Here is a 19,082-nt window from a genome sequence, read left to right as displayed (position 1 = left end):
CCAGCCAGCCGAAAACCCCAGCCTACCCGGGCTGTCCCCGCCGTGCCCGGACCGGTTCCGGGCGTTCCGTGACGCGTTGGTGGACACGGGCGGCAGCAGGGCGACTCTCCGCTTAGACTGCTCCCATGCCTATCGTTCCTGATGAGAAGGACTGGACCTGGGTCCTGTCCCGGCCATGTCCCGAGTGCACCTTCGATTTCGCATCCACCACCCCCGCCACTGTCCCGGGAAGCATCGAAAGCATGCTGCCCCGCTGGCGGGCGGTCCTCCGCCGTCCGGACGCCACCGAACGCCCCAACGAAACGACCTGGTCCGCCCTGGAGTACGCCTGCCACGTCCGCGACGTCTTTTCCGTCTTTGAGCAACGGCTGGGCCTGATGATGGGCTCCGATGACCCCCAATTCGCCAACTGGGACCAGGACCAGAGCGCCATTGACAGCGATTACGCCAGCGCAGACCCGGCGGTGGTCAGCGCCGAACTCACCGCTGAAGGCCGGCAGGTGGCGGATGCCTTCGCCGCCGTCCGCGAAGCCGACTGGGACCGCACCGGCACCCGCAGCAACGGCTCCAAGTTCACGGTGCTGACCCTGTCGCAGTACTTCCTGCACGACGTGGTCCACCACCTTCACGACGTGGACGGCTAGCCCAGCGGCTTAATCCGCCCAGCGCCTGCCGGCACCAGCGCCGCCTCGTCACGTTGCCGGGATAACTCCAGCCGGGCATCGTCCGGGGAAATGTCGGCGGGGGCGTGCGTCACCAGCACCACCGTGCGCCCGGCCAGTCCCGCCCGGAGGTCTGCCAGCATGGCAGCGCCCGATTCGGCGTCCAGGTGCGCGGTGGGTTCGTCCAGCAGGATGACCTCAGCCCCGGTCATCAGCGTCCTGGCCACGGCCAGCCGCTGGCGTTCGCCACCGCTGAGGAAGGCTCCCCCGGGCCCGATCCGGGTGTCCAGCCCGGCAGGAAGCCGTTCCAGGAGCCGGGCGAGGCCAACCGAGTGGATCACGGCCTCCAGGTCCTGGTCGACGGCCCGGTCCCGTTGTTCCGGCGCCTGCGAGCCGGTGCGGCCCAGGAGCAGGTTGCCGCGGATGGTGGAGTCGAACAGGTGGGCCTCCTGCGGGCACCAGGCCACCCGGCCGGTGACCCGGACATTGCCTGCCGCTGCGGGCAGGAAGCCGAGCAGGACGGACAGCAGGGTGGACTTCCCCGAGCCCGACGGTCCTGTCACGGCCAGCCAGCGGCCGGGATCTGCGGTGGCGGTGACGCCGGCAAAAACCGGGGCGCTGCCGGGCCAGGCTGCTGCCAGGTTGGCCAGCTCCACTCCGGGGACACCACCCTCGCGGGCAGGGACTCTGAGGAGGCCGTCCGCATCGTCGGGGACACCACCCTCGCGGGCAGGGACTCTGAGGAGGCCGTCCGCATCGTCGGGGGCACTGCCCGGCGCCCCGGCAGCCAGCGCACCGGACTCCCCCACGCGCCGCAGCACGGAACGCAGGGCCGGGTACTGGCGGACCGCCGTCGTCATGGCCGCATACGGTTCCACCAGCGCCAGCAGGAGCAGGATCACGACGGCGGCAACTTCCGGCGCGAGGCTTCCCGCCAGGACCGCCGGCGCCGCCAGCCACGCGGTGGCAAGCGCGGCGGCGCAGCAGCCGGCCGTGGTGATGGCGTGGCCCAGGCCCTCCGCCCAAGCCGAGCGCTGGGCGGCCGCCGTGGCATCCCGGTCCTGCCCGCGCAGCGCGGCCAGGACGCGGGGTGCCACGCCATTGGCGTGCAGTTCCGCCCGGGCATCCAATGCCGCCGAAATACGGCGCAGTACCCCGGAGCGCAGGAGTTGCTCGGTGGTGGCGGATTTCCGGTCACCCCACAGCGCGACCGCCGGCGCCAGCACCAGGCCGGCCACGGCCGCCGCCGCAACCGCCGGCAGCGCGGCAGGGACCGTCAGGCCGGTGGTAACCAGCGCCAGCACGCACACCGCAACGGCTGTGACTGGAGGCAGGACCACGCGGGGCAGGAGGTCCCGGATGGTGTCGACGTCGTCAATCACCGTGCCCAGGACGTTCCCGCCCTGCAGCAGGCGCCGCAGGGACAGGGCACGGCGGCTCAGCGATTCCCAGAGCCGGCCGCGCAGGCGGGTAAGTGCGGCGAAGACGGCGTCGTGCAGCAGCAGCCGCTCCCAGTACCTGAGCACCGCCCGGCCGATCCCAAAGAAGCGCACACCCACAATGGCCGTGAGCAGATAAAGGATGGGGGGCTGTTCGCTGGCCCGGATGATCAGCCAGCCGGACAGCCCGGAGAGTGCCACGGCGAAGACGGCCGCCAGGGTGCCCACCACTGCTGCGGCGGCGGATTTGCCCTGCACCGGGCGGAGCAGGCCGGCCAGGAGCCGGGACGCGCCCTGCGATTCTGGATCGTGTGTGGCTGACGACGCCGGTGGAGCATTAGGTGAATCGGCCGTGGACCCTGCAGCAGATGTCCCGGACTGTGCCGCGGCAGGCAGGGCGGTGGCGGTGTGGTTCCGGGCAGCGGGCAGTCCTACTGCCGCGCCGCCCGCCCTGCCGGCAGCAATCATGCCCGCAGCAGTCACGCCTGCGCCGGCCGCGCTGGTAACTCCCCTGGGCCCGACCGGCACCAGCTGGTCCGCGAGCGCCCTGGTGCGTTCTTCGTGGGCAACCAGGATCACGGTGACTCTGCCGCGGAGCCCTTCGATGGCTTCTTCGACGGCCAGGGCAGAGGTTTCGTCGAGGTGTGCGGTGGGTTCATCGAGGAGGAGCAAGGTGGCGCCGGCCTCGATGCGGGCCAGCCCGCGGGCCAGGGCCACCCGGCGGAGTTCGCCCGGGCTCAGCTCGGCCGGGTGCCTATCGGCCAGGTGGCCTGCGGCGGCCCGGTCCAGGCAGTCCCGGGCTATCCGGACCATGGGCGCCGTTTCCCGGCCGGTCTGCGCCTGGTGGGCCTGGTCGGGCCCTGCCTGATCTGGGCCCGCCTGGGCGTCGGCCCCGAGGTAGAGCAGCACCTCGTCGAGGACGGTCTCTGCCACCATCACGGGGTGCTGCGGCACCCAGGCCACCGCACTGCGGTCCAGGCCGGTGAGGCTGCCGGTGATGGTGGTTCCGGCACCGGCTCCCACCGTTCCTGCCAGGACGCCGAGCACAGTGCTCTTGCCGCTACCGCTGGCGCCGTCCAGGGCCGTGATCCGGCCTTGCGGGACTGCGAACGTCAGGGGCCCCACCGCGGGCCGGTTCCGGCCGCTGTACGTGACGGCCAGCGCGTCAACGATCAGTGCAGGGGTCCGTGCAGGGGTCCGTGCAGGGGTCCGTGCAGCTGCCGCCAGCGCGTCAGCGGTGCGCCCCCCAGCGGAGGCGGCGTCGCCGTTGAGGCTTGTGCCAGGCTGACCGGCGGGTGCGGGCGTCGGGGCCAGCGGCGCGGGCTCGGGGGCGTCCATGACTTTGGTTGTTTCCGCCAGTGCCACGCGGCCGTCGTCGCTGGCGTGGTGGGCGGTGCCCAGTTCCCGCAGGGGAAGGTAGCAGTCCGGGGCCAGGATCAGGGCCAGGAGGCCTGCTTCCAGCGGCATGCCACCATAGACCAGCCGGACACCGATAAAGACTGCCACCACGGCCACCGAAATGGTGGCGATCAGTTCCAGGGCCAGCGCCGACAGGAATGCGGTGCGCAAGGTCCCCATGGTTTTGAAACGGTACTCCTCCGAGATGTCCTCGAGGGCCTGGCGCTGGGCTGTGGCGCGGCCCAGCCCCACCAGTACCGGCAGCCCCTTGGCCAGTTCCAGCATGTGTGCGGACAGCCGCGTCAGGGACGACTGCGCCTCCCGGACGTTGTCCTCGGTGTACCGGCCAATCAGGACCATAAAGAGCGGCACCAGCGGCACGGTCAGGACAATCACCACGGCGCTGACCCAGTCCGCGAAGAGGATGCGGGCACCCAGCAGCAGCGGAAGGGCGGCGCAGTTCACCAGGGCCGGCAGGAACTGCGTGTAGTAGCTGTCCAGGGCGTCCAGGCCCCGGGTGGCCAGGACGGCGAGGCCGCCGTCCGCCGGTCCGCTGGTGCGCGTACCGTTGCGGAGTGCATGCGCCAGGAGCCCGGCCCGGAGTTCCTCCTTGATGCCCAGTGCGGCCCGTCGGGCAGCCACCGCCTGTGCCCAGACTGTCAGGGAGCGGAGGACCACCCCGGCCAGGCCGGGCAGCAGCTGGCTGGCCCAGTCCGGGTTTCCAATCGCCAGGCCGGCAAGCATGGATGCCACCGCCTGGCCCATGAGGACCAGTGCGAGGGCTTTCAGGGCAGCAAGGACGCCCAGGACGTAAATGGCGCTGCGGGTGGCGGGACCCGACGGGAAACTGGGCCGCATCTCAGCCCTTGGTGGTGAAGGCACGGGCAGCGATTGCCGGCAGGAAGCTATGGGCTGCAGGGATGTGGTCGGCACTCACCCGGCGGCGGAACACCCAGTAGGTCCAGGCCTGGTAGGCGATCACCAAGGGCAGTCCCACGGCGGCCACAATACTCATCAGGCCCAGGGTGTAGTCCGAGGAGGACGCGTTGGAAATGGTCAGGTCGAAGGCGCTGTCCAGGGTGGACGGCAGCACCACGGGGAACACGGCACCGAAAATGGATGTGGTGCCCAGGACAAGGAACAGCCCCATGGCAGCAAACGACTTGCCTTCGGCACCGCGCCGGGCAAACAGCCAGGCGGCGCAGGCGGCGGCAACTGCCAGCAGCACGGCGGCCCAGGTCCAGGCCTTGCCGTCCAGGACCTGGACGCTGACGGCCCAGGCGGCGATGGGCAGCAGCAGGACCGGGAGCAGCCGGACGAACCACTGCCGCGCGCGGTGCCGGATGTCGCCGTCGGTCTTCAGGGCAAGGAACGCAAGGGCGTGCAGCAGGGCGAACCCCACCACTGCCAGGCCGCCTACGATGGCGTAGCCGCTGAACCAGGCCATCGGCCCGCCCACCCGGTCGCCGTTGGCATTCAGCGGGAGCCCCGTAGTGGTCAGTGCCAGGGCGGCGCCAACACCAAAGGCGGCGAAGAACGAGCCCAGTGCGATGGCCCAGTCCCAGCGCCACCGCCAGGAGTCCGTGTCCACCTTGCCCCGGTACTCGAAGGCCACGGCCCGGAAGATGAGTGCCAGCAGCACCACCAGCAGGGGCAGGTACAGGGCGGAAAACAGGGAGGCGTACCAGAGCGGGAACGCCGCGAACGTGGCACCGGCGGCGGTCAGCAGCCACACCTCGTTACCGTCCCAGACAGGGCCAACAGTGTTCAGTAGCACACGGCGTTCGGTGTTGTTGCGGGCGAACAGCTTCATCAGCATGCCAACCCCGAGGTCGAAGCCTTCGAGGAAGAGGTAGCCGGTCCAGAGGACGGCGATGGCGATGAACCAGATGGTGGGGAGCAGTTCCATGTGTTCTTTCCCGTTCCTAGTAGGCGAAGGCCAGGACGTCGTGGTCGGGTTTGCTGCCCGGGCCGCCGGCGCCGGAGGTGCCGTCCGCGTCGTCGTCCGACGGCGTGTGGCCCAGTTCCGGCATCGCGGAGACCACCCCGCCGCGGATGTACTTCACCAGCAGCTTCACTTCCACCACAAGCAGGACGGCGTAGACGGCGCTCAGGGCGATCAGGGATGCCAGCAGTTCCCCGGCGGAAACCCCTGGTGAGACGGCGGCGGCGGTAAACATAAACACCTGGTCGATGCCGTTGGGGTCCGGGTTGGGTGCCACCACGAAGGGCTGGCGGCCCATTTCGGTGAAGATCCAGCCGGCGGCGTTGGCGCCGAACGGGGCGAGGATGCCGAAGACGGCAAGCCGCATCAGCCATTTTGATTCGGGAACGGTGCCCTTGCGGGTGATCCAGAGGGCGGCAAACGCTGCCATGGCGGCCAGGCTGCCGAAGCCGATCATCATCCGGAAGCCCCAGTAGGTGACCTCCATGACGGGAAGGTAGTCGATTTCCTGGCCGGCGCGCTCGCCGTAGATGGGGTTGTCCGGAAGGTTGGTGCCGTACTTGGCCTGGTATTCCGGGAGCAGGGTGTTGACGCCCTTGACCTCGGTGGTGAAGTCGCCCTTGGCCAGGAAGGACAGGATGCCGGGGACCTCGATGACGGCCACGATGTCCTCGCAGTTCTGGGCGCCAAGGTTACCGATGCTCAGGACCGAGAACCCGGTGCCGTCGTGGCAGGCGGCCTCAGCGGCTGCCATCTTCATGGGCTGCTGTTCGAACATCAGCTTGCCCTGCAGGTCGCCCGTGATCGCGGTGCCGGCGAACGAGATCATGGCCACCACCGCACCGATGCGCAGGCTGCGGATCCACACGGCGTGGTCGGCACGGTCCCGGCCCGGAATGCTGGGAGCTTCGCCGGGAATGACTTTGCCGTCAGCCCCGATGGTGTCGATGCCGTCGCGGCGCCGGCGCCACAGGTGGTACCAGGCGATCCCTAGCAGGAAGCCGCCGGCCACGGCCAGGGCACCAAAAATGGTGTGGGGTACGGCAACCATGGCGGTGTTGTTGGTGAACACGGCCCAGGCATCGGTCATCACCGGCCGGCCATCCACCATTTCCACGCCCACGGGGTGCTGCATCCAGCTGTTGGCCACAATGATGAAGTAGGCGGAGAACACCGAGCCCACCACAGCAATCCACAGGCAGGCGAGGTGCACTGCCGGCTTAAGCTGCTTCCAGCCGAAGATCCAGAGGCCCAGGAACGTTGATTCGACGAAGAAGGCGAGGAGGGCTTCGAGGGCCAGCGGGGCGCCGAAGACATCCCCCACAAAGCGGCTGTATTCGCTCCAGGCCATCCCGAACTGAAATTCCTGGACGATGCCGGTGGCCACGCCCATAATGAAGTTGATCAGGAAGAGCTTTCCCCAGAACTTAGTCATCCGGAGGTACTCGGGCTTTCCGGTCCGGTGCCAGGCGGTCTGGATGACGGCCACCACCAGGCCCAGGCCGATGGTCAGCGGCACCATCATGAAGTGGTAGACGGTGGTGATACCAAATTGCCAGCGTGCGATTTCCAAGGCGTCCAAGGCAGTCCCTAAGGTCAGGAGCGAGTTTTCTACGTCTCGTAGAACTCTTACTTCTACAGAGTGTAGAACAATGCCGGAGGTGCTGTAAAACGATCCGTCCCCCTAAGGATGGCCCGCCACCCCGCGGCGCGCCACATGTTCTACTCCACGTAGAAAATACTGGCGATTCGGGGTAAATTTGGAGCAGCAACAAATTCAGCAGCACAGTCACCGCCTGCACAAAGCGGACGGTGCGGGGAAACTAAAGGAATAAAGAGCGATGGCAAGTCTTGGTGAACTTGAACGGGCAGTGATGGACCTGCTCTGGGCGGGCCAGGAAGCAGCCACTGCCAATACCCTCCGGGACCGGCTGGCACGTATGTCCGCCGCGCAGGTGGGACCCGGCCACGAGGCCAAGGAACTCGCCGTGACCACGGTGTTGACCGTCCTGTCCCGGCTGGAGAAAAAGGGCCTGGTGGAACGCGAACGCGGCACCCGCCCGCACCGCTACCAGGCCGTATCCAGCCGTGCGGACCACACCGCCGAACTGATGCACGAAGTCCTCGGCTCGGCCCCGGACCGCGAGGCAGTCCTGGCCCGTTTCATCGGTTCCGTCACCGAAGGCGAAGCCGAAACGCTGCGCAAACTGCTCGGCCACCTCTAACAGACTATGTTCTGGGCCTCGTACCTGCTGGCTGTCCTGGCGCTGGTGCTGGCCTGGCCCGTGCCCATCCTGCTGTCGCGGGCGCACTGGCCTGCGCGTTCGCCGTTCACGGCCATGCTCCTGTGGCAGGCGATCGCACTGGCAGGTGGCCTTTCGATGATCGGCGCCATGCTGGTGTACGGGCTCGAGCCCATCGGCGAGAACCTGATTGCGGGCATCCGGGCGCTGGCCGGGATGGTCCTCTACAACGCCCCCACCACAGCCTTGGGCTTCTGGCATATCTTCGCGCTTTCCGCGGCCGCCCTGCTTAGCGCCCACCTGGTCTTTACCCTGCTCCTGACGTACTACCGGATCCAGCGCCAGCGGCGGCGGCACCGGGAACTGCTGGCCCTGCTGGCCTCACCGTCCGGGCAGGACGCCGCAACCCTGGTCATCAGCCACGACTCACCGGTGGCCTACTGCCTGCCCGGCGGGGCGCGCTCCGTGACCGTCCTCTCCGACGGCCTGATGGCAGCCCTGGAACCGGCCGAGCTCCGCGCCGTACTCAGCCACGAGAACGCGCACCTCAGCCAGCGGCACCACCTCCTGCTGTGGGCTTTCGCGGCCTGGCGCCAAGCACTGCCGTGGCTTCCCACCACCCGGCTGGCCCAGGAGGCAGTGAACTCGCTGATCGAGATGCTGGCCGACGACGTGGCCCTGAGATCCGAAAGCAAGGCCACGCTGATCAAGGCCATCGCCATCGTGGCCAGCGGGTCAGCCAAGGCGCCCGGCGCCTCCGATATGCAGCCGGGCAACCCGGGACTGGCGCTTGGCGGGGCTGATCCGGCGGGCGGCTCGGACTCCGCCCGCACCACCGCGTCCCGGGTCAGCCGCCTGCTGTCACCGCAGCCGCAGCTGCCCGGCCCTGTCCGCGGCGTGGTGCTGGCCGGCTGCGTTTTGCTGCTCGCCTTGCCCACGGCGCTACTGGTGGTGCCCGGCCTGCTGGGCTGACCGGCGTCGAGAGTACGGCCTCGACTGGACGGCCTCGATTGGACGGCGGGAGACGCTCCTGCCGCGCTTCGAAGCGCTTCAGGCGTCGATGCGTTCCCGGTCCAGGCTGGCCGCACCGGCGATGATGAAGTCCTTGCGTGGCGACACGTCCGAGCCCATCAGCAGGTCGAAGATCTCCTCGGCCTGCTGGGCGTTCTCGATCCCCACCTTGCGGAGGGTCCGGTGCCGCGGGTCCATGGTGGTCTCCGCCAACTGCTCGGCATCCATCTCCCCCAGGCCCTTGTACCGCTGGATGGGCTCCTTGTAGCGCTTGCCTTCCTTGGCCAGCCTGGCCAACAGGACGTGCAGTTCCGCCTCGGAGTAGGTGTAGATCATCTCGTTGGCTTTCTGCCCGGCGTTGATGACCTCGACCCGGTGCAGCGGCGGGACGGCGGCGAAGACCCGGCCCTCCAGGATCATGGGGCGCATGTACCGGAAGAACAGGGTGAGCAGGAGCGTGCGGATGTGCGCGCCGTCCACGTCGGCATCGGTCATCAGGATGACTTTGCCGTAGCGGGCAGCTGTGATGTCGAAGCTGCGGCCGGACCCGGCGCCCACCACTTGGATCAGGGCTGCGCACTCGGCGTTGGAGAGCATGTCGCCCACGGAAGCCTTCTGGACGTTCAGGATTTTGCCGCGGATGGGCAGCAGCGCCTGGAAGTCGGAGGACCTCGCCAGTTTGGCGGTGCCCAGGGCCGAGTCGCCTTCCACAATGAACAGTTCGGAACGTTCGACGTCGTCCGTCCTGCAGTCGGCAAGCTTGGTGGGCATCGAGGAAGTTTCCAGGGCGTTCTTGCGCCGCTGGGTTTCCTTGTGCACGCGCGCGGAAATCCGCGACTTCATTTCGCTGACGATCTTCTCCAGCAGCAGCGCCGACTGGGCTTTGTCGTTGCGGTTGGCTGAGGTCAGTTTCGCGGCGATCTCCCGTTCCACCACGCGGGCCACGATGGCGCGGACAGCAGAGGTGCCCAGAATTTCCTTGGTCTGGCCTTCGAACTGCGGCTCCGCCAGCCGGACGGTGAGGACAGCCGTGAGGCCGGCAAAGATGTCGTCCTTCTCAATTTTGTCGTTGCCCGCCTTGAGTTTACGGGCGTTGGTTTCCACCGCTTTGCGGAAGGTCTTAACCAGCGCCTGCTCGAAACCGGACTGGTGGGTTCCGCCCTTGGGCGTGGAAATGATGTTGACGAAGCTGCGCACCGTGCTGTCGTAGCCGATCCCCCAGCGGAGGGCCACGTCCACTTCGCAGTCGCGTTCCACTTCGGCGAGCTGGCTGTGGCCGCGCTCGTCCAGGACCGGAACGGTTTCCTTGAACTTGCCGGAGCCGTGCAGCCGCCACACGTCAGTCACCGCGGGGTCGGCGGCCAGGAAATCCACAAACTCCGAGATGCCACCGTCGTGGTGGAATACCTCCTCGTGGGGTCCGGACTCGCCGGGCGTGCCGGGGACTTTGCGCTCGTCACGCACCGTGAGTTTGAGGCCGGGTACCAGGAATGAGGTCTGCCGGGCCCGGGCTGCCAGTTCGTCGTAGGAGAACTTGGCGTCCGGGGTGAAGATCTGCCGGTCCGCCCAGTAACGGATCCTGGTTCCGGTGACGCCGCGCTTGGCCTTGCCCACCACGTCCAGGACGGAGCCATCCACAAACGGGCCGAAGGTTGCCTCGGGGTCGATCCGCGATCCCGTGTCTTTGAAGCGTCCGGGCTCGCCGCGGCGGAACGACATTTTGTAGGTCTTCCCGCCCCGGTCCACTTCCACGTCCAGGCGTGAGGACAGCGCGTTAACCACCGAAGCGCCCACACCGTGCAGGCCGCCGGACGCCGTGTAGGATCCGCCGCCGAATTTGCCGCCAGCGTGCAGTTTGGTGAAAACGACCTCGACGCCGGTGAGGCCCGTCTTCGGTTCCTTGTCCACGGGGATGCCGCGGCCGTCGTCGTGGATTTCCACGGAGTTATCGGCGTGCAGGATGATCCTGATGTCGTGGCCGAACCCGGCGAGGGCCTCGTCTACTGAGTTGTCGATGATCTCCCAGAGGCAGTGCATAAGGCCGCGTGAGTCCGTCGAACCGATGTACATGCCGGGGCGCTTGCGGACGGCCTCCAGGCCTTCCAGCACAGACAGGTGCCGGGCGGTGTAATCAGAACTGGGTGCCACGGGAAATGAGCTCCTTCGGGGAGAAAAGGCCGGCGCGGGGATCGCTTCCTCCAGCCTAGCCGGGCCCGGCCGGGACGGTCGGCTGCCACACTGGACGCCGCCTGTGCGCCCTGCCACGGGCCTGTCGCGGGGTTGCCGCACGGAGGTCTTGAGGGAACCTTGTGGATACGCGGACAGCGAACTTGCCCCATCCTTGCGATGGTTTTGTTACGAATACTGGTTATATAGACGTACTGAACTACTAAGGAGGCCGACATGACAACAGCAGTGGCAGACCGCACACTCAATGCACTGGACCGGTGCGATCGTTGCGGAGCACAGGCATATGTCCGGGTTGTTCTTGAAACCTCCGGCGGTGAGCTGCTCTTCTGTGGCCACCATGCCCGAGCGGTCGAAGCAACGCTTAAGCCGCTCAGCTCCGACTGGCACGACGAGACGTCCAGGCTCCACCAGAAGGCAGTGGTGGAAGTCGACTAGGTCGCTCTCCAACCCAGCAAGCCAACACTGTGGCCCCTCACCTGAGGGGCCACAGTGCTTTAACATCCAGGTCCATAAACGTCCAGGTGTTGCAGCATCCCGCGGAACCCTGCACCAACAAAACAGCGGGGCCGTCCCCCGGCCGGCAGCCGTTGGCTGACCGACCGGGGGACGGCCCCGCTGTTTTTGCTGCTTAGTCCAGGTAGTCCCGGAGCACCTGTGACCGTGACGGGTGGCGGAGCTTGGACATGGTCTTTGATTCGATCTGCCGGATACGCTCACGCGTGACGCCGTATACCTTGCCGATTTCGTCTAAAGTCTTCGGCTGTCCGTCGGTGAGGCCGAACCGCATGGCCACCACGCCGGCTTCGCGCTCGGAAAGCGTGTCCAGGACCGAGTGCAGCTGCTCCTGGAGAAGCGTGAAGCTCACCGCGTCAGCGGGAACAACTGCTTCGGAGTCTTCGATCAGGTCACCGAACTCCGAATCGCCGTCCTCGCCCAGGGGCGTATGCAGCGAAATGGGCTCGCGGCCGTACTTCTGGACTTCGACGACCTTTTCCGGCGTCATGTCCAGTTCCAGGGCCAGTTCCTCAGGCGTGGGCTCGCGGCCCAGGTCCTGCAGCATCTGGCGCTGGACACGGGCCAGCTTGTTGATGACTTCCACCATGTGCACCGGGATACGGATGGTGCGGGCCTGGTCGGCCATGGCGCGGGTGATCGCCTGGCGGATCCACCAGGTGGCGTACGTGGAGAACTTGAAGCCCTTGGTGTAGTCGAACTTCTCCACCGCACGGATCAGGCCCAGGTTGCCTTCCTGGATGAGGTCAAGGAAGAGCATGCCGCGGCCGGTGTAACGCTTGGCCAGGGAGACCACCAGGCGGAGGTTTGCCTCCAGGAGGTGGTTTTTGGCGCGCTTACCGTCGTGGATGATGAAGTCGAGTTCACGCTTGAACTTCGGGTCCATGGCGCCGTCGTCAGCGTTGATCTTCTCTTCGGCAAACAGGCCTGCCTCGATGCGGAGGGCAAGGTCAACTTCCTGCTCCGCGTTGAGCAGCGCCACCTTACCGATCTGCTTCAGGTAGTCCTTGACGGGGTCGGCCGTGGCGCCGGCGGACATAACCTGCTGGACAGGTGCGTCGTCGTCGTCGGCGTCCGAGTAGACAAATCCCTTGCCCGTGGGTGCGGCGGCCTTGGCAGTGTCGTCCTCGGCTGCGTCGGCACCTTCCAGTGCGGAATCGTCCGGATCCTGGTCAGCGTCGTCGGCGTCATCGGCGTCGTCGTCTGCAGCTTTTCCGGCAGCGGCCTTGGCTCCGGGCTTCGGGCCGCGCTTCTTGGGCTCGCGCTTGCCGTCAGGACCGGCTTCGCCGGCGGCAGCCTTGTTGGCCGCACGAGTGGCTGCCCGCTTGGCGTTGGTAGCCGCCTGCTTCTCCTCAGCGGACAGTTCGTCCTGGGCGGCGGGGTCCTTCTTCGTGGAAGACGGGGTCACAGAAAACCTTTCTAGCGGTGGTCTGTGGAATCGCCATACGGGCAACACCACTATGACCCTGTCAAGTCCGTGATGGAAATCAAGCGCCACCACGGCCGGCAGAGTCTGTTAACTCAACTGCCGGAGTGGCTGAATTGTTCCCCGAAGGACCCAACACAAGCTCTTGACACACGGACCCAACCGGGTCTCGGCGTCCATTGTCTCACGGTTTCGCCGGATCGGACCTACCTGCCGACACTCCTCTCCCGCGATGCCACCCGTGACTGCCTGCTGGACGCCCGCACTCCAGCCGCTGCCAGCCGAAACTTCCGGCCGCCGTCCCGCACTCCACTCGCTACCGCCGGCGACTTCCGCCACTGGTTGCCCGCGCCCCTACGGCCGCTACGCCCATCCCGCCCGTCCGCCCTCCGCCAGCCGGTCCCCCGCCGGCGCGCACGCTGTTCAGGCACACACACCGTTCAGGACCGCACACCATTCAGGCACACACACCATTCAGGACCGCACACCGCTCAGGACCACACACCGCCCAGGACCACACACCTTGTCGCCCCGCCGGCGCGCACGCCCCTCAGCCAAGCTGTCCGGTTCCCCGCTCAGGATCATTGCTGAACTTCTGCCACGCAGCCTCCTTCCTTGCCGCCCAGCCGCAGATGGTGCCCCGCTGGTCCAGCTCCAGCAGCAGCCCGGCCAGGCGGTACTGCGGTTGCGCGCGGAGCGCCCGGCAGTAGTAGGCAGCAGCGACGGAGCCCCTCCCCCGGCACCACGCAACCCAGCCCTGCAGAGTCAGGGGCGCAGCAGCCGACTTCCCGCCCGCCAGCGCAAGGTGCGCCAGCATCCGGTCGAGCGCCTCGAGCTGGGGCCAATCCGGCACTTCAGGTCCCAGCCCCAGGAGGACATCACCATAACCGAACACCTGGCCGGCACTGGTACCAACGCCTGTGCCACTGCCACTGCCACTGCCACTGCCACTGCCAGCATCACCGCCCGGTTGACGGCCGGGCAGGTCGCCAGCCGGCAACGGCGACAGCGGTCTGGGGAACGGCCCGTCGCGGAGAAGGCCGAACTGTGCTGCCCCCGCGACTGCCGTGGTCCGCCCCGCCGCGGCCTGCACCAGGACGGCGTCGCGCAGGCAGGGAACCATCAGCGTGGCCAAGAGGAAACCGTCCCGGTCCGCCGCAGGCAGCAGCGGTTTCCCGGCAGGCCGGCCCAGGACCGCTGCCCAGTACGTCAGGACCAGGTGGAACTGCTCCCGGCTGCCGCGTCGCCGCTCCAGCTTGCGGCGCCACGCGGTGCGGGCCGCGCGCACGGCTGCCAAATAGTCGGCTGTCCACTGGTCACCGATAGGAGACCCATCCGGTGGAGGTCCCACGGTGCTGCCCTGGAACACCATTTCCGCGTAAAGCCGGCTGTCCAGGATCTGCTGGACCGGCCTGCCCGGTGCCGGACAGCACGATGAATCAACACAGAAGGCGCCGCGCCAATACCTGTCCCCCACGTACCACGCATCGCGGACAGGCATCCCGGCCCGCTGCAGGGCATCGTAGAGTTCCAGCATCAACAGCTGGTGCAGCTGCGGGGCGGGGGCACCTGCCGTCCCACCGAAAACAGCGACCAGTGTGCCGTCCGCGTCACCGTCCGCCTGCAGGTAGCCGCGGACGGCCCTGGCAAAGGCTTCCGGGCGCCGAAGCCCCGCCGGCCCGGGCAGGTCCAGCCTCAGGGTGGCCCCAAGCCGCTTCCCGTGCAGGGTCATGGCCACCACACTGGACGAGGGCCAATAGCCCAGCGAATGCGGGATGAAGGCGAGGATGTCTTCGGGTCCATGGACACTCAGCGGTTGCGGTGCAGTCATGGACCCACTGTCCGCCGGCACCGTCGCTGCGGTAAGCGGACCCGTCCCCTATGTGCACAACCCCGCCGGCGGAGGCGCCGGTGGAGGAGAAGTCACGCGACGGCGCCCGACGCGCAGGCCGCGGCCCGGGCGGTGTGCGCCCCGGTTGTCAGTGGTAATTACACCTGGTCCGTGTTGCCGTCGGACCCGGCGTTACCCCTGCGGCGGGCCAGCGCCTCCCGGCGCTGCCTGGCCAGGGCGCTGCGCAGTGGCGGCACCACAACCCCCTGCGCGGCCATCTGCCGCCGCACCTTGCGCCGGGACACGAGCACAGCACCAACACCAACCCCCAGCAACAGGAACTGGACGCCCAAGGCAAGCCGGAACGGCTCCAGTCCATACAGTTCCCCGTTGGAGAAACCGCTCGCGTACAGGAGGTCCAGGACCAGCCCGATCAGGAAAATCGCCACCAGCGCCGCGATGAAGCCGCCCACGTTGACGATTCCGGTGGCCGTGCCGATCCGGTGGGCCGGGTTGAAGGTCCTGGCGAAGTCGAAACCGATCATCGAACCCGGTCCGCCGATGGCCAGCACCACCACCAGCCCTGCCAGCAGCCACAGCGGCGCCCTGCCGGGGGTGAAGAGGACGGCAGCCCAGCCGGCGGCGGTGGCAGCTGCGATGAGCAGCACCATGGTGGAACGCCGGAGCGGATGCCGGGATACAAAACGGCCGATGAACGGGCCCACGGCCATTGCGGCGGCCACATAGAGTGCCATCAGCGCGGCCACCGTGCCGGCGTCAAGGCCCTGGCCGGAGATCAGGAACGGATACCCCCAGGTCATGGCGAACACCGTGCCGCTGAACTGGATGGTGAAGTGGCTCCACATGCCCAGCCGCGTCCCCGGCTGCCGCCAGGCGCGGGCCAGCGAGGCGCCGGTGGCCCGGAAACCCTGCTGGGGAGCGGGCCTGGCCGTTCCGGGAGGGGCGTCCTGCAGGAACAGCGCCACGAGGAGGACGGCGAGGGCGGACATCCCGGCCAGCATCAGGAACGCCGGGGTCCAGCCGGACGTGTGCAGGACAAACGCAAAGGGGAGAACACTGAAAAGCTGGCCCAATTGCCCGGACATGCCCGTCAGTTGGGTCACCAGGGGCACCCTGGCCGGGGCAAACCACAGCGGGATCAGGCGGATCACCGAGATGAAGGTCATGGCGTCGCCGGCGCCCACGAGGACCCGGCCGGCCACCCCGGCGGGAATGCTGTCGGCGAAAGCCAGCTGCAGCTGGCCCAGCCCCATCAGAACGGCACCGCCCACAATCATGGCCCGGGACCCGAACCGGTCCACCAGGAGGCCCACCGGGATCTGCAGCCCTGCGTAAACAAGGAGCTGCAGGACGGTGAAGAAGGAGATGGCTGAAGCGCTGGCGTGGAACCGCTCGGTCGCTTCGAGCCCCACCACACCGAACGATGTCCGCTGCGACACCGCCACCAGGTACCCGAAAATTCCAATGGTCCAGATAAGCCAGGCGCGGGGAGCAGTCACCCCCTCATTATGCCCACACCCCCGCCGGCAGCCGTGCCGCCGGGGAACCACCTACTGGCCGGGGTTCTCCCTGGCCAGGTACGCCTCCACGGCGGCGCCAAGCTCATCGCCGTCGGGCAGTTGGTCATTTTCGTTGGCCAGCAGGGACCGGCGCACGGTCCCTTCGGCCTTCTCGTCGTAGCGGCTTTCCAGCCGCGCCACCACCTGCTGGACATCCTCGGACGCGTCGATCTGCTCGGCGATCTGCCGGCTGACGTCCCGCCCGGATTCGCGGAGCCTGTCCGTAGGCATCATCAGCGAGGTTGCGGCACCAAGGTATTCCAGACCGGCGACGGCGGCCGGCGGGTATTCGGCGTCGGCCAGGTAGTGCGGGACGTGGATGACGTAGCCCGCCACGTTCCGGCCGGCCTCCATGAGGCGCAGTTCCAGGATGTGTCCGATGGCGGCCGGGACCTCCACCGTGGGCTTCCACACCGAGATGCCCTCGATGAGGTCGGGGCGGTTGCCGTGCACCGTCACACCCACGGGCCGGGTGTGCGGCACAGGCATGGGAATGGAGTGCAGCCAGGTGACCAGGTTGACGTCGAGTTTCTCCACGATGCCCACCACGGCGCGGGCAAACCGCTCCCATTGCAGGTCCGGTTCGAAGCCTGCCAGCAGGAGGAACGGGCTCCCCAGCCCGTCCACCAGCCGGTAGAGGGCAAGCTTGGGTTCCTGGTAATCCTGCAGGTGGTCCTCAACGAAGGTCAGGTGCGGCCTGCGGGAGCGGTAGTCGATCAGCTGGTCGGCGTCGAAGACCGCAACGGGCTTGACGTCCAGGGAGTCCAGGAGCTCGGTGTTGACCTGCTTAACCACATGGCCTGCGTCAGCGAAGCCAGTGAATCCCATCACGAGGTTCAAGCCACGCAGCTCCGGGCTGTGGAACAGCTCGATGTTGCTGGCATAGAGCGCATCTGGGTCCAGCAGATAGCCGGAAATCCGTTCAAGCACGGCATGTTCCTTTCACGGGAACGGTTGGTTTCCCAGTACAACACGGCGGGCGGTCCGTGCATTCCGGCTGCCGGTGTGGCGCAGCTCTCAATGGATTCCATCCCGGCGCAAAGGAAGGACTACGATCGGAACTGGCCTGCCGGACGGGCCCGCAGACACCCGGACCGCGTCCAGAACGGCAGCATCCGGGCAACCATGGCAGGACGCCGAACATGCATCCTGCTGCGAATCATCTTTCGAGAATTGAGGACTGATCCCTGTGGTCAAGAACGCTGAAATCAACCTAAGTACCCTCTCCCGGGACCTGGTCAAGAGCCCCAGTGACGCAGTGGTCATAGGAGTGGGGCAGGGCACCGACGGGCCGTTCCTGCTGGCGAACCCGCTGACGGCCAAGTCCGCCGAAACCCTCACCGATTCCCTGAAGGCCCTGGGCGTCACCGGCTCGGCCGACCAGGCAGTCCGGCTTCCGGGCCTTCCCGAAACAGGCGCGCCCGTGCTGGTCCTGGCCGGCGTCGGAAAGGTATCCGCCACCCGGCCGCTGACCGAAGAGGCACTCCGCCGGGCAGCCGGTTCCGCCGTCCGCCAGCTTGCCGGTCTCACCACGGTGACCCTGGCCCTCCCGACGGCATCCGTGGCCGACGTCGCGGCCGTCGCCGAAGGTGCCGCGCTGGGTGCCTACTCCTTCACGGAGTTCCGGTCCTCGCAGGACGGCCTGAAGGCACCTGTCAGCAACGCCGTGATCCTCACCGCCCTTGCCGGGGACAAGGACGTTCCCGCCGCCCTCAAGCGCGCCACCCTGCTGGGCCGGGCCGTGAACGCCACCCGGTCACTGGTCAACCAGCCGCCCAGCCACCTCTACCCGGAATCATTCGCCGAGTCCGCGAAGGAACTGGCCAAGGGCCTGCCCGTCAAGGTGACCGTCTGGGACGAGAAGCGGCTTGAGAAGGAAGGCTTCGGCGGCATCATGGGCGTGGGCAAGGGCTCGGCCCGCCAGCCCCGGCTGGTCAAGGTGGAGTACTCCCCCGCCAAGGCGACCTCGAAAATCGCACTGGTGGGCAAGGGCATCACCTTTGACACCGGTGGAATCTCCATCAAGCCGGCCCTCGGGATGGGTGACATGAAGTCGGACATGGCGGGTGCCGCCGTCGTGCTTAACACCGTCCTGGCCCTCGCGGGCCTGGGCCTGCCCGTCAAGGCCACCGCCTGGCTGTGCATCGCCGAAAACATGCCGTCCGGCGCCGCATCCCGCCCGGCCGATGTCCTGACCATGTTCGGCGGCAAGACCGTGGAGGTCCTCAATACGGACGCCGAAGGCCGCCTGGTCATGGCGGACGGCATCGTGGCCGCCAGCCGCGAATACCCGGACGCGATCATCGACGTGGCAACCCTGACCGGCGCGCAGCTGATCGCCCTGGGCAACCGGACAGCCGGCATCATGGGCTCCGAGAGCGTCACCGGTGCCCTGAAAGCGGCAGCGGACCGCGCCGGCGAGCTGGTCTGGCCCATGCCGCTGCCGGAGGAACTGCGTCCCAGCCTGGACTCGCAGGTGGCCGACCTGGCCAACATCGGCGAACGCCACGGCGGCATGATGACCGCTGCGGTGTTCCTGCAGGAGTTTGTGGGCGAGGGCAAGGACGGCGAGCAGATCCCGTGGGCCCACGTGGACATCGCAGGCCCGTCGTTCAACAACGGCAGCCCATACGGCTACACCCACAAGCAGGGCACCGGCTGCACCGTCCGGACCCTGGTGGCATACGTCGAGGACATCCTGGCCGCAGCGGCCTGAGTTCCAGCCGTCGCACGGCCCTGCGGCGGGCGGGCTGATCCGTCCGCCACAGGGCCGCGTGACACTCGCCACAAGCACACCACAAACACTGTGCCAAGGTGGAGCATGGATAAGTGGTTCGCTAAGGT

The 19,082-nt window shown here is 67.6% G+C and carries 13 protein-coding genes; 5 read left to right on the top strand and 8 right to left on the bottom strand.

Features of this window, described 5'->3' with window-relative positions:
* Positions 1–125 precede the first annotated feature (125 nt).
* Positions 126–644 (top strand): DinB family protein, encoded by a 519-nt coding sequence (locus ASF72_RS11015; RefSeq protein WP_056598845.1) that lies wholly within the window; start codon positions 126–128, stop codon positions 642–644.
* Here ASF72_RS11015 and cydD read toward each other — a convergent pair.
* The 3 genes from cydD to ASF72_RS11000 are packed head-to-tail and all read right to left on the bottom strand — an operon-like array spanning position 641 to position 7,026.
* Positions 641–4,357, bottom strand: a complete 3,717-nt coding sequence (cydD, locus tag ASF72_RS11010) for a thiol reductant ABC exporter subunit CydD (RefSeq protein ID WP_056598842.1) — start codon at positions 4,355–4,357, stop codon at positions 641–643. The genes ASF72_RS11015 and cydD overlap by 4 nt on opposite strands.
* Before the next feature lies 1 nt (position 4,358).
* Positions 4,359–5,408 (bottom strand): cytochrome d ubiquinol oxidase subunit II, encoded by a 1,050-nt coding sequence (gene cydB / locus ASF72_RS11005; protein WP_056598840.1) that lies wholly within the window; start codon positions 5,406–5,408, stop codon positions 4,359–4,361.
* 16 nt (positions 5,409–5,424) lie between these two features.
* Positions 5,425–7,026 carry a cytochrome ubiquinol oxidase subunit I gene (locus ASF72_RS11000; protein WP_056598837.1) on the bottom strand — a complete coding sequence of 534 codons (1,602 nt, stop codon included), beginning with the start codon at positions 7,024–7,026 and terminating at the stop codon, positions 5,425–5,427.
* Positions 7,027–7,285: 259 nt separating this feature from the next.
* Between ASF72_RS11000 and ASF72_RS10995 the strand changes: the two genes are divergently transcribed.
* Together ASF72_RS10995 and ASF72_RS10990 are read left to right on the top strand one after the other, a co-directional pair.
* The gene (locus tag ASF72_RS10995; RefSeq protein WP_050685730.1) at positions 7,286–7,669 is read left to right on the top strand and encodes a BlaI/MecI/CopY family transcriptional regulator; all 384 of its coding nucleotides are present in this window, start codon (positions 7,286–7,288) and stop codon (positions 7,667–7,669) included.
* A 6-nt stretch (positions 7,670–7,675) separates the two neighbouring features.
* On the top strand, positions 7,676–8,659 hold the full coding sequence (locus ASF72_RS10990) for a M56 family metallopeptidase (RefSeq protein WP_056598833.1): 984 nt from the start codon (positions 7,676–7,678) through the stop codon (positions 8,657–8,659).
* A gap of 78 nt (positions 8,660–8,737) precedes the next feature.
* On the opposite strand, the gene ASF72_RS10985 is transcribed toward ASF72_RS10990, so the two are convergent.
* Positions 8,738–10,846, bottom strand: coding sequence for a DNA gyrase/topoisomerase IV subunit B (locus tag ASF72_RS10985; RefSeq protein ID WP_056598830.1), 2,109 nt, complete (start codon positions 10,844–10,846; stop codon positions 8,738–8,740).
* A gap of 255 nt (positions 10,847–11,101) precedes the next feature.
* Between ASF72_RS10985 and ASF72_RS10980 the strand changes: the two genes are divergently transcribed.
* Positions 11,102–11,323 carry a DUF7455 domain-containing protein gene (locus ASF72_RS10980; protein WP_050685727.1) on the top strand — a complete coding sequence of 74 codons (222 nt, stop codon included), beginning with the start codon at positions 11,102–11,104 and terminating at the stop codon, positions 11,321–11,323.
* 193 nt (positions 11,324–11,516) lie between these two features.
* Here ASF72_RS10980 and ASF72_RS10975 read toward each other — a convergent pair whose 3' ends face one another.
* The 4 genes from ASF72_RS10975 to ASF72_RS10960 all read right to left on the bottom strand — a co-directional run bounded on the left by ASF72_RS10975 (position 11,517) and on the right by ASF72_RS10960 (position 17,168).
* The gene (locus ASF72_RS10975; protein ID WP_050685726.1) at positions 11,517–12,809 is read right to left on the bottom strand and encodes an RNA polymerase sigma factor; all 1,293 of its coding nucleotides are present in this window, start codon (positions 12,807–12,809) and stop codon (positions 11,517–11,519) included.
* Between the two features lie 568 nt (positions 12,810–13,377).
* Positions 13,378–14,658, bottom strand: coding sequence for a DUF4192 domain-containing protein (locus ASF72_RS10970; RefSeq protein WP_056598827.1), 1,281 nt, complete (start codon positions 14,656–14,658; stop codon positions 13,378–13,380).
* A 158-nt stretch (positions 14,659–14,816) separates the two neighbouring features.
* The gene (locus ASF72_RS10965; RefSeq protein WP_050685724.1) at positions 14,817–16,178 is read right to left on the bottom strand and encodes an MFS transporter; all 1,362 of its coding nucleotides are present in this window, start codon (positions 16,176–16,178) and stop codon (positions 14,817–14,819) included.
* Positions 16,179–16,229: 51 nt separating this feature from the next.
* The gene (locus ASF72_RS10960; RefSeq protein WP_050685723.1) at positions 16,230–17,168 is read right to left on the bottom strand and encodes a proteasome assembly chaperone family protein; all 939 of its coding nucleotides are present in this window, start codon (positions 17,166–17,168) and stop codon (positions 16,230–16,232) included.
* 259 nt (positions 17,169–17,427) lie between these two features.
* Here ASF72_RS10960 and ASF72_RS10955 point away from each other — a divergent pair, with 259 nt between their 5' ends.
* Positions 17,428–18,954 carry a leucyl aminopeptidase gene (locus ASF72_RS10955; protein WP_050685722.1) on the top strand — a complete coding sequence of 509 codons (1,527 nt, stop codon included), beginning with the start codon at positions 17,428–17,430 and terminating at the stop codon, positions 18,952–18,954.
* The last annotated feature ends 128 nt before the right edge of the window (positions 18,955–19,082 follow it).

Origin of the sequence: Arthrobacter sp. Leaf141 (assembly GCF_001424565.1) — a bacterium.
Lineage (GTDB): Bacteria > Actinomycetota > Actinomycetes > Actinomycetales > Micrococcaceae > Arthrobacter.
This window is presented reverse-complemented; position numbering and strand designations above follow the sequence as displayed.

Excerpts from the sequence above, each read along its gene's own strand:
- ASF72_RS11015 (WP_056598845.1), top strand. The coding sequence starts at position 126 with ATGCCTATCGTTCCTGATGAGAAGGACTGGACCTGGGTCCTGTCCCGG.
- cydD (WP_056598842.1), bottom strand. The coding sequence starts at position 4,357 with ATGCGGCCCAGTTTCCCGTCGGGTCCCGCCACCCGCAGCGCCATTTAC.
- cydB (WP_056598840.1), bottom strand. The coding sequence starts at position 5,408 with ATGGAACTGCTCCCCACCATCTGGTTCATCGCCATCGCCGTCCTCTGG.
- ASF72_RS10995 (WP_050685730.1), top strand. The coding sequence starts at position 7,286 with ATGGCAAGTCTTGGTGAACTTGAACGGGCAGTGATGGACCTGCTCTGG.
- ASF72_RS10990 (WP_056598833.1), top strand. The coding sequence starts at position 7,676 with ATGTTCTGGGCCTCGTACCTGCTGGCTGTCCTGGCGCTGGTGCTGGCC.
- ASF72_RS10980 (WP_050685727.1), top strand. The coding sequence starts at position 11,102 with ATGACAACAGCAGTGGCAGACCGCACACTCAATGCACTGGACCGGTGC.
- ASF72_RS10970 (WP_056598827.1), bottom strand. The coding sequence starts at position 14,658 with ATGACTGCACCGCAACCGCTGAGTGTCCATGGACCCGAAGACATCCTC.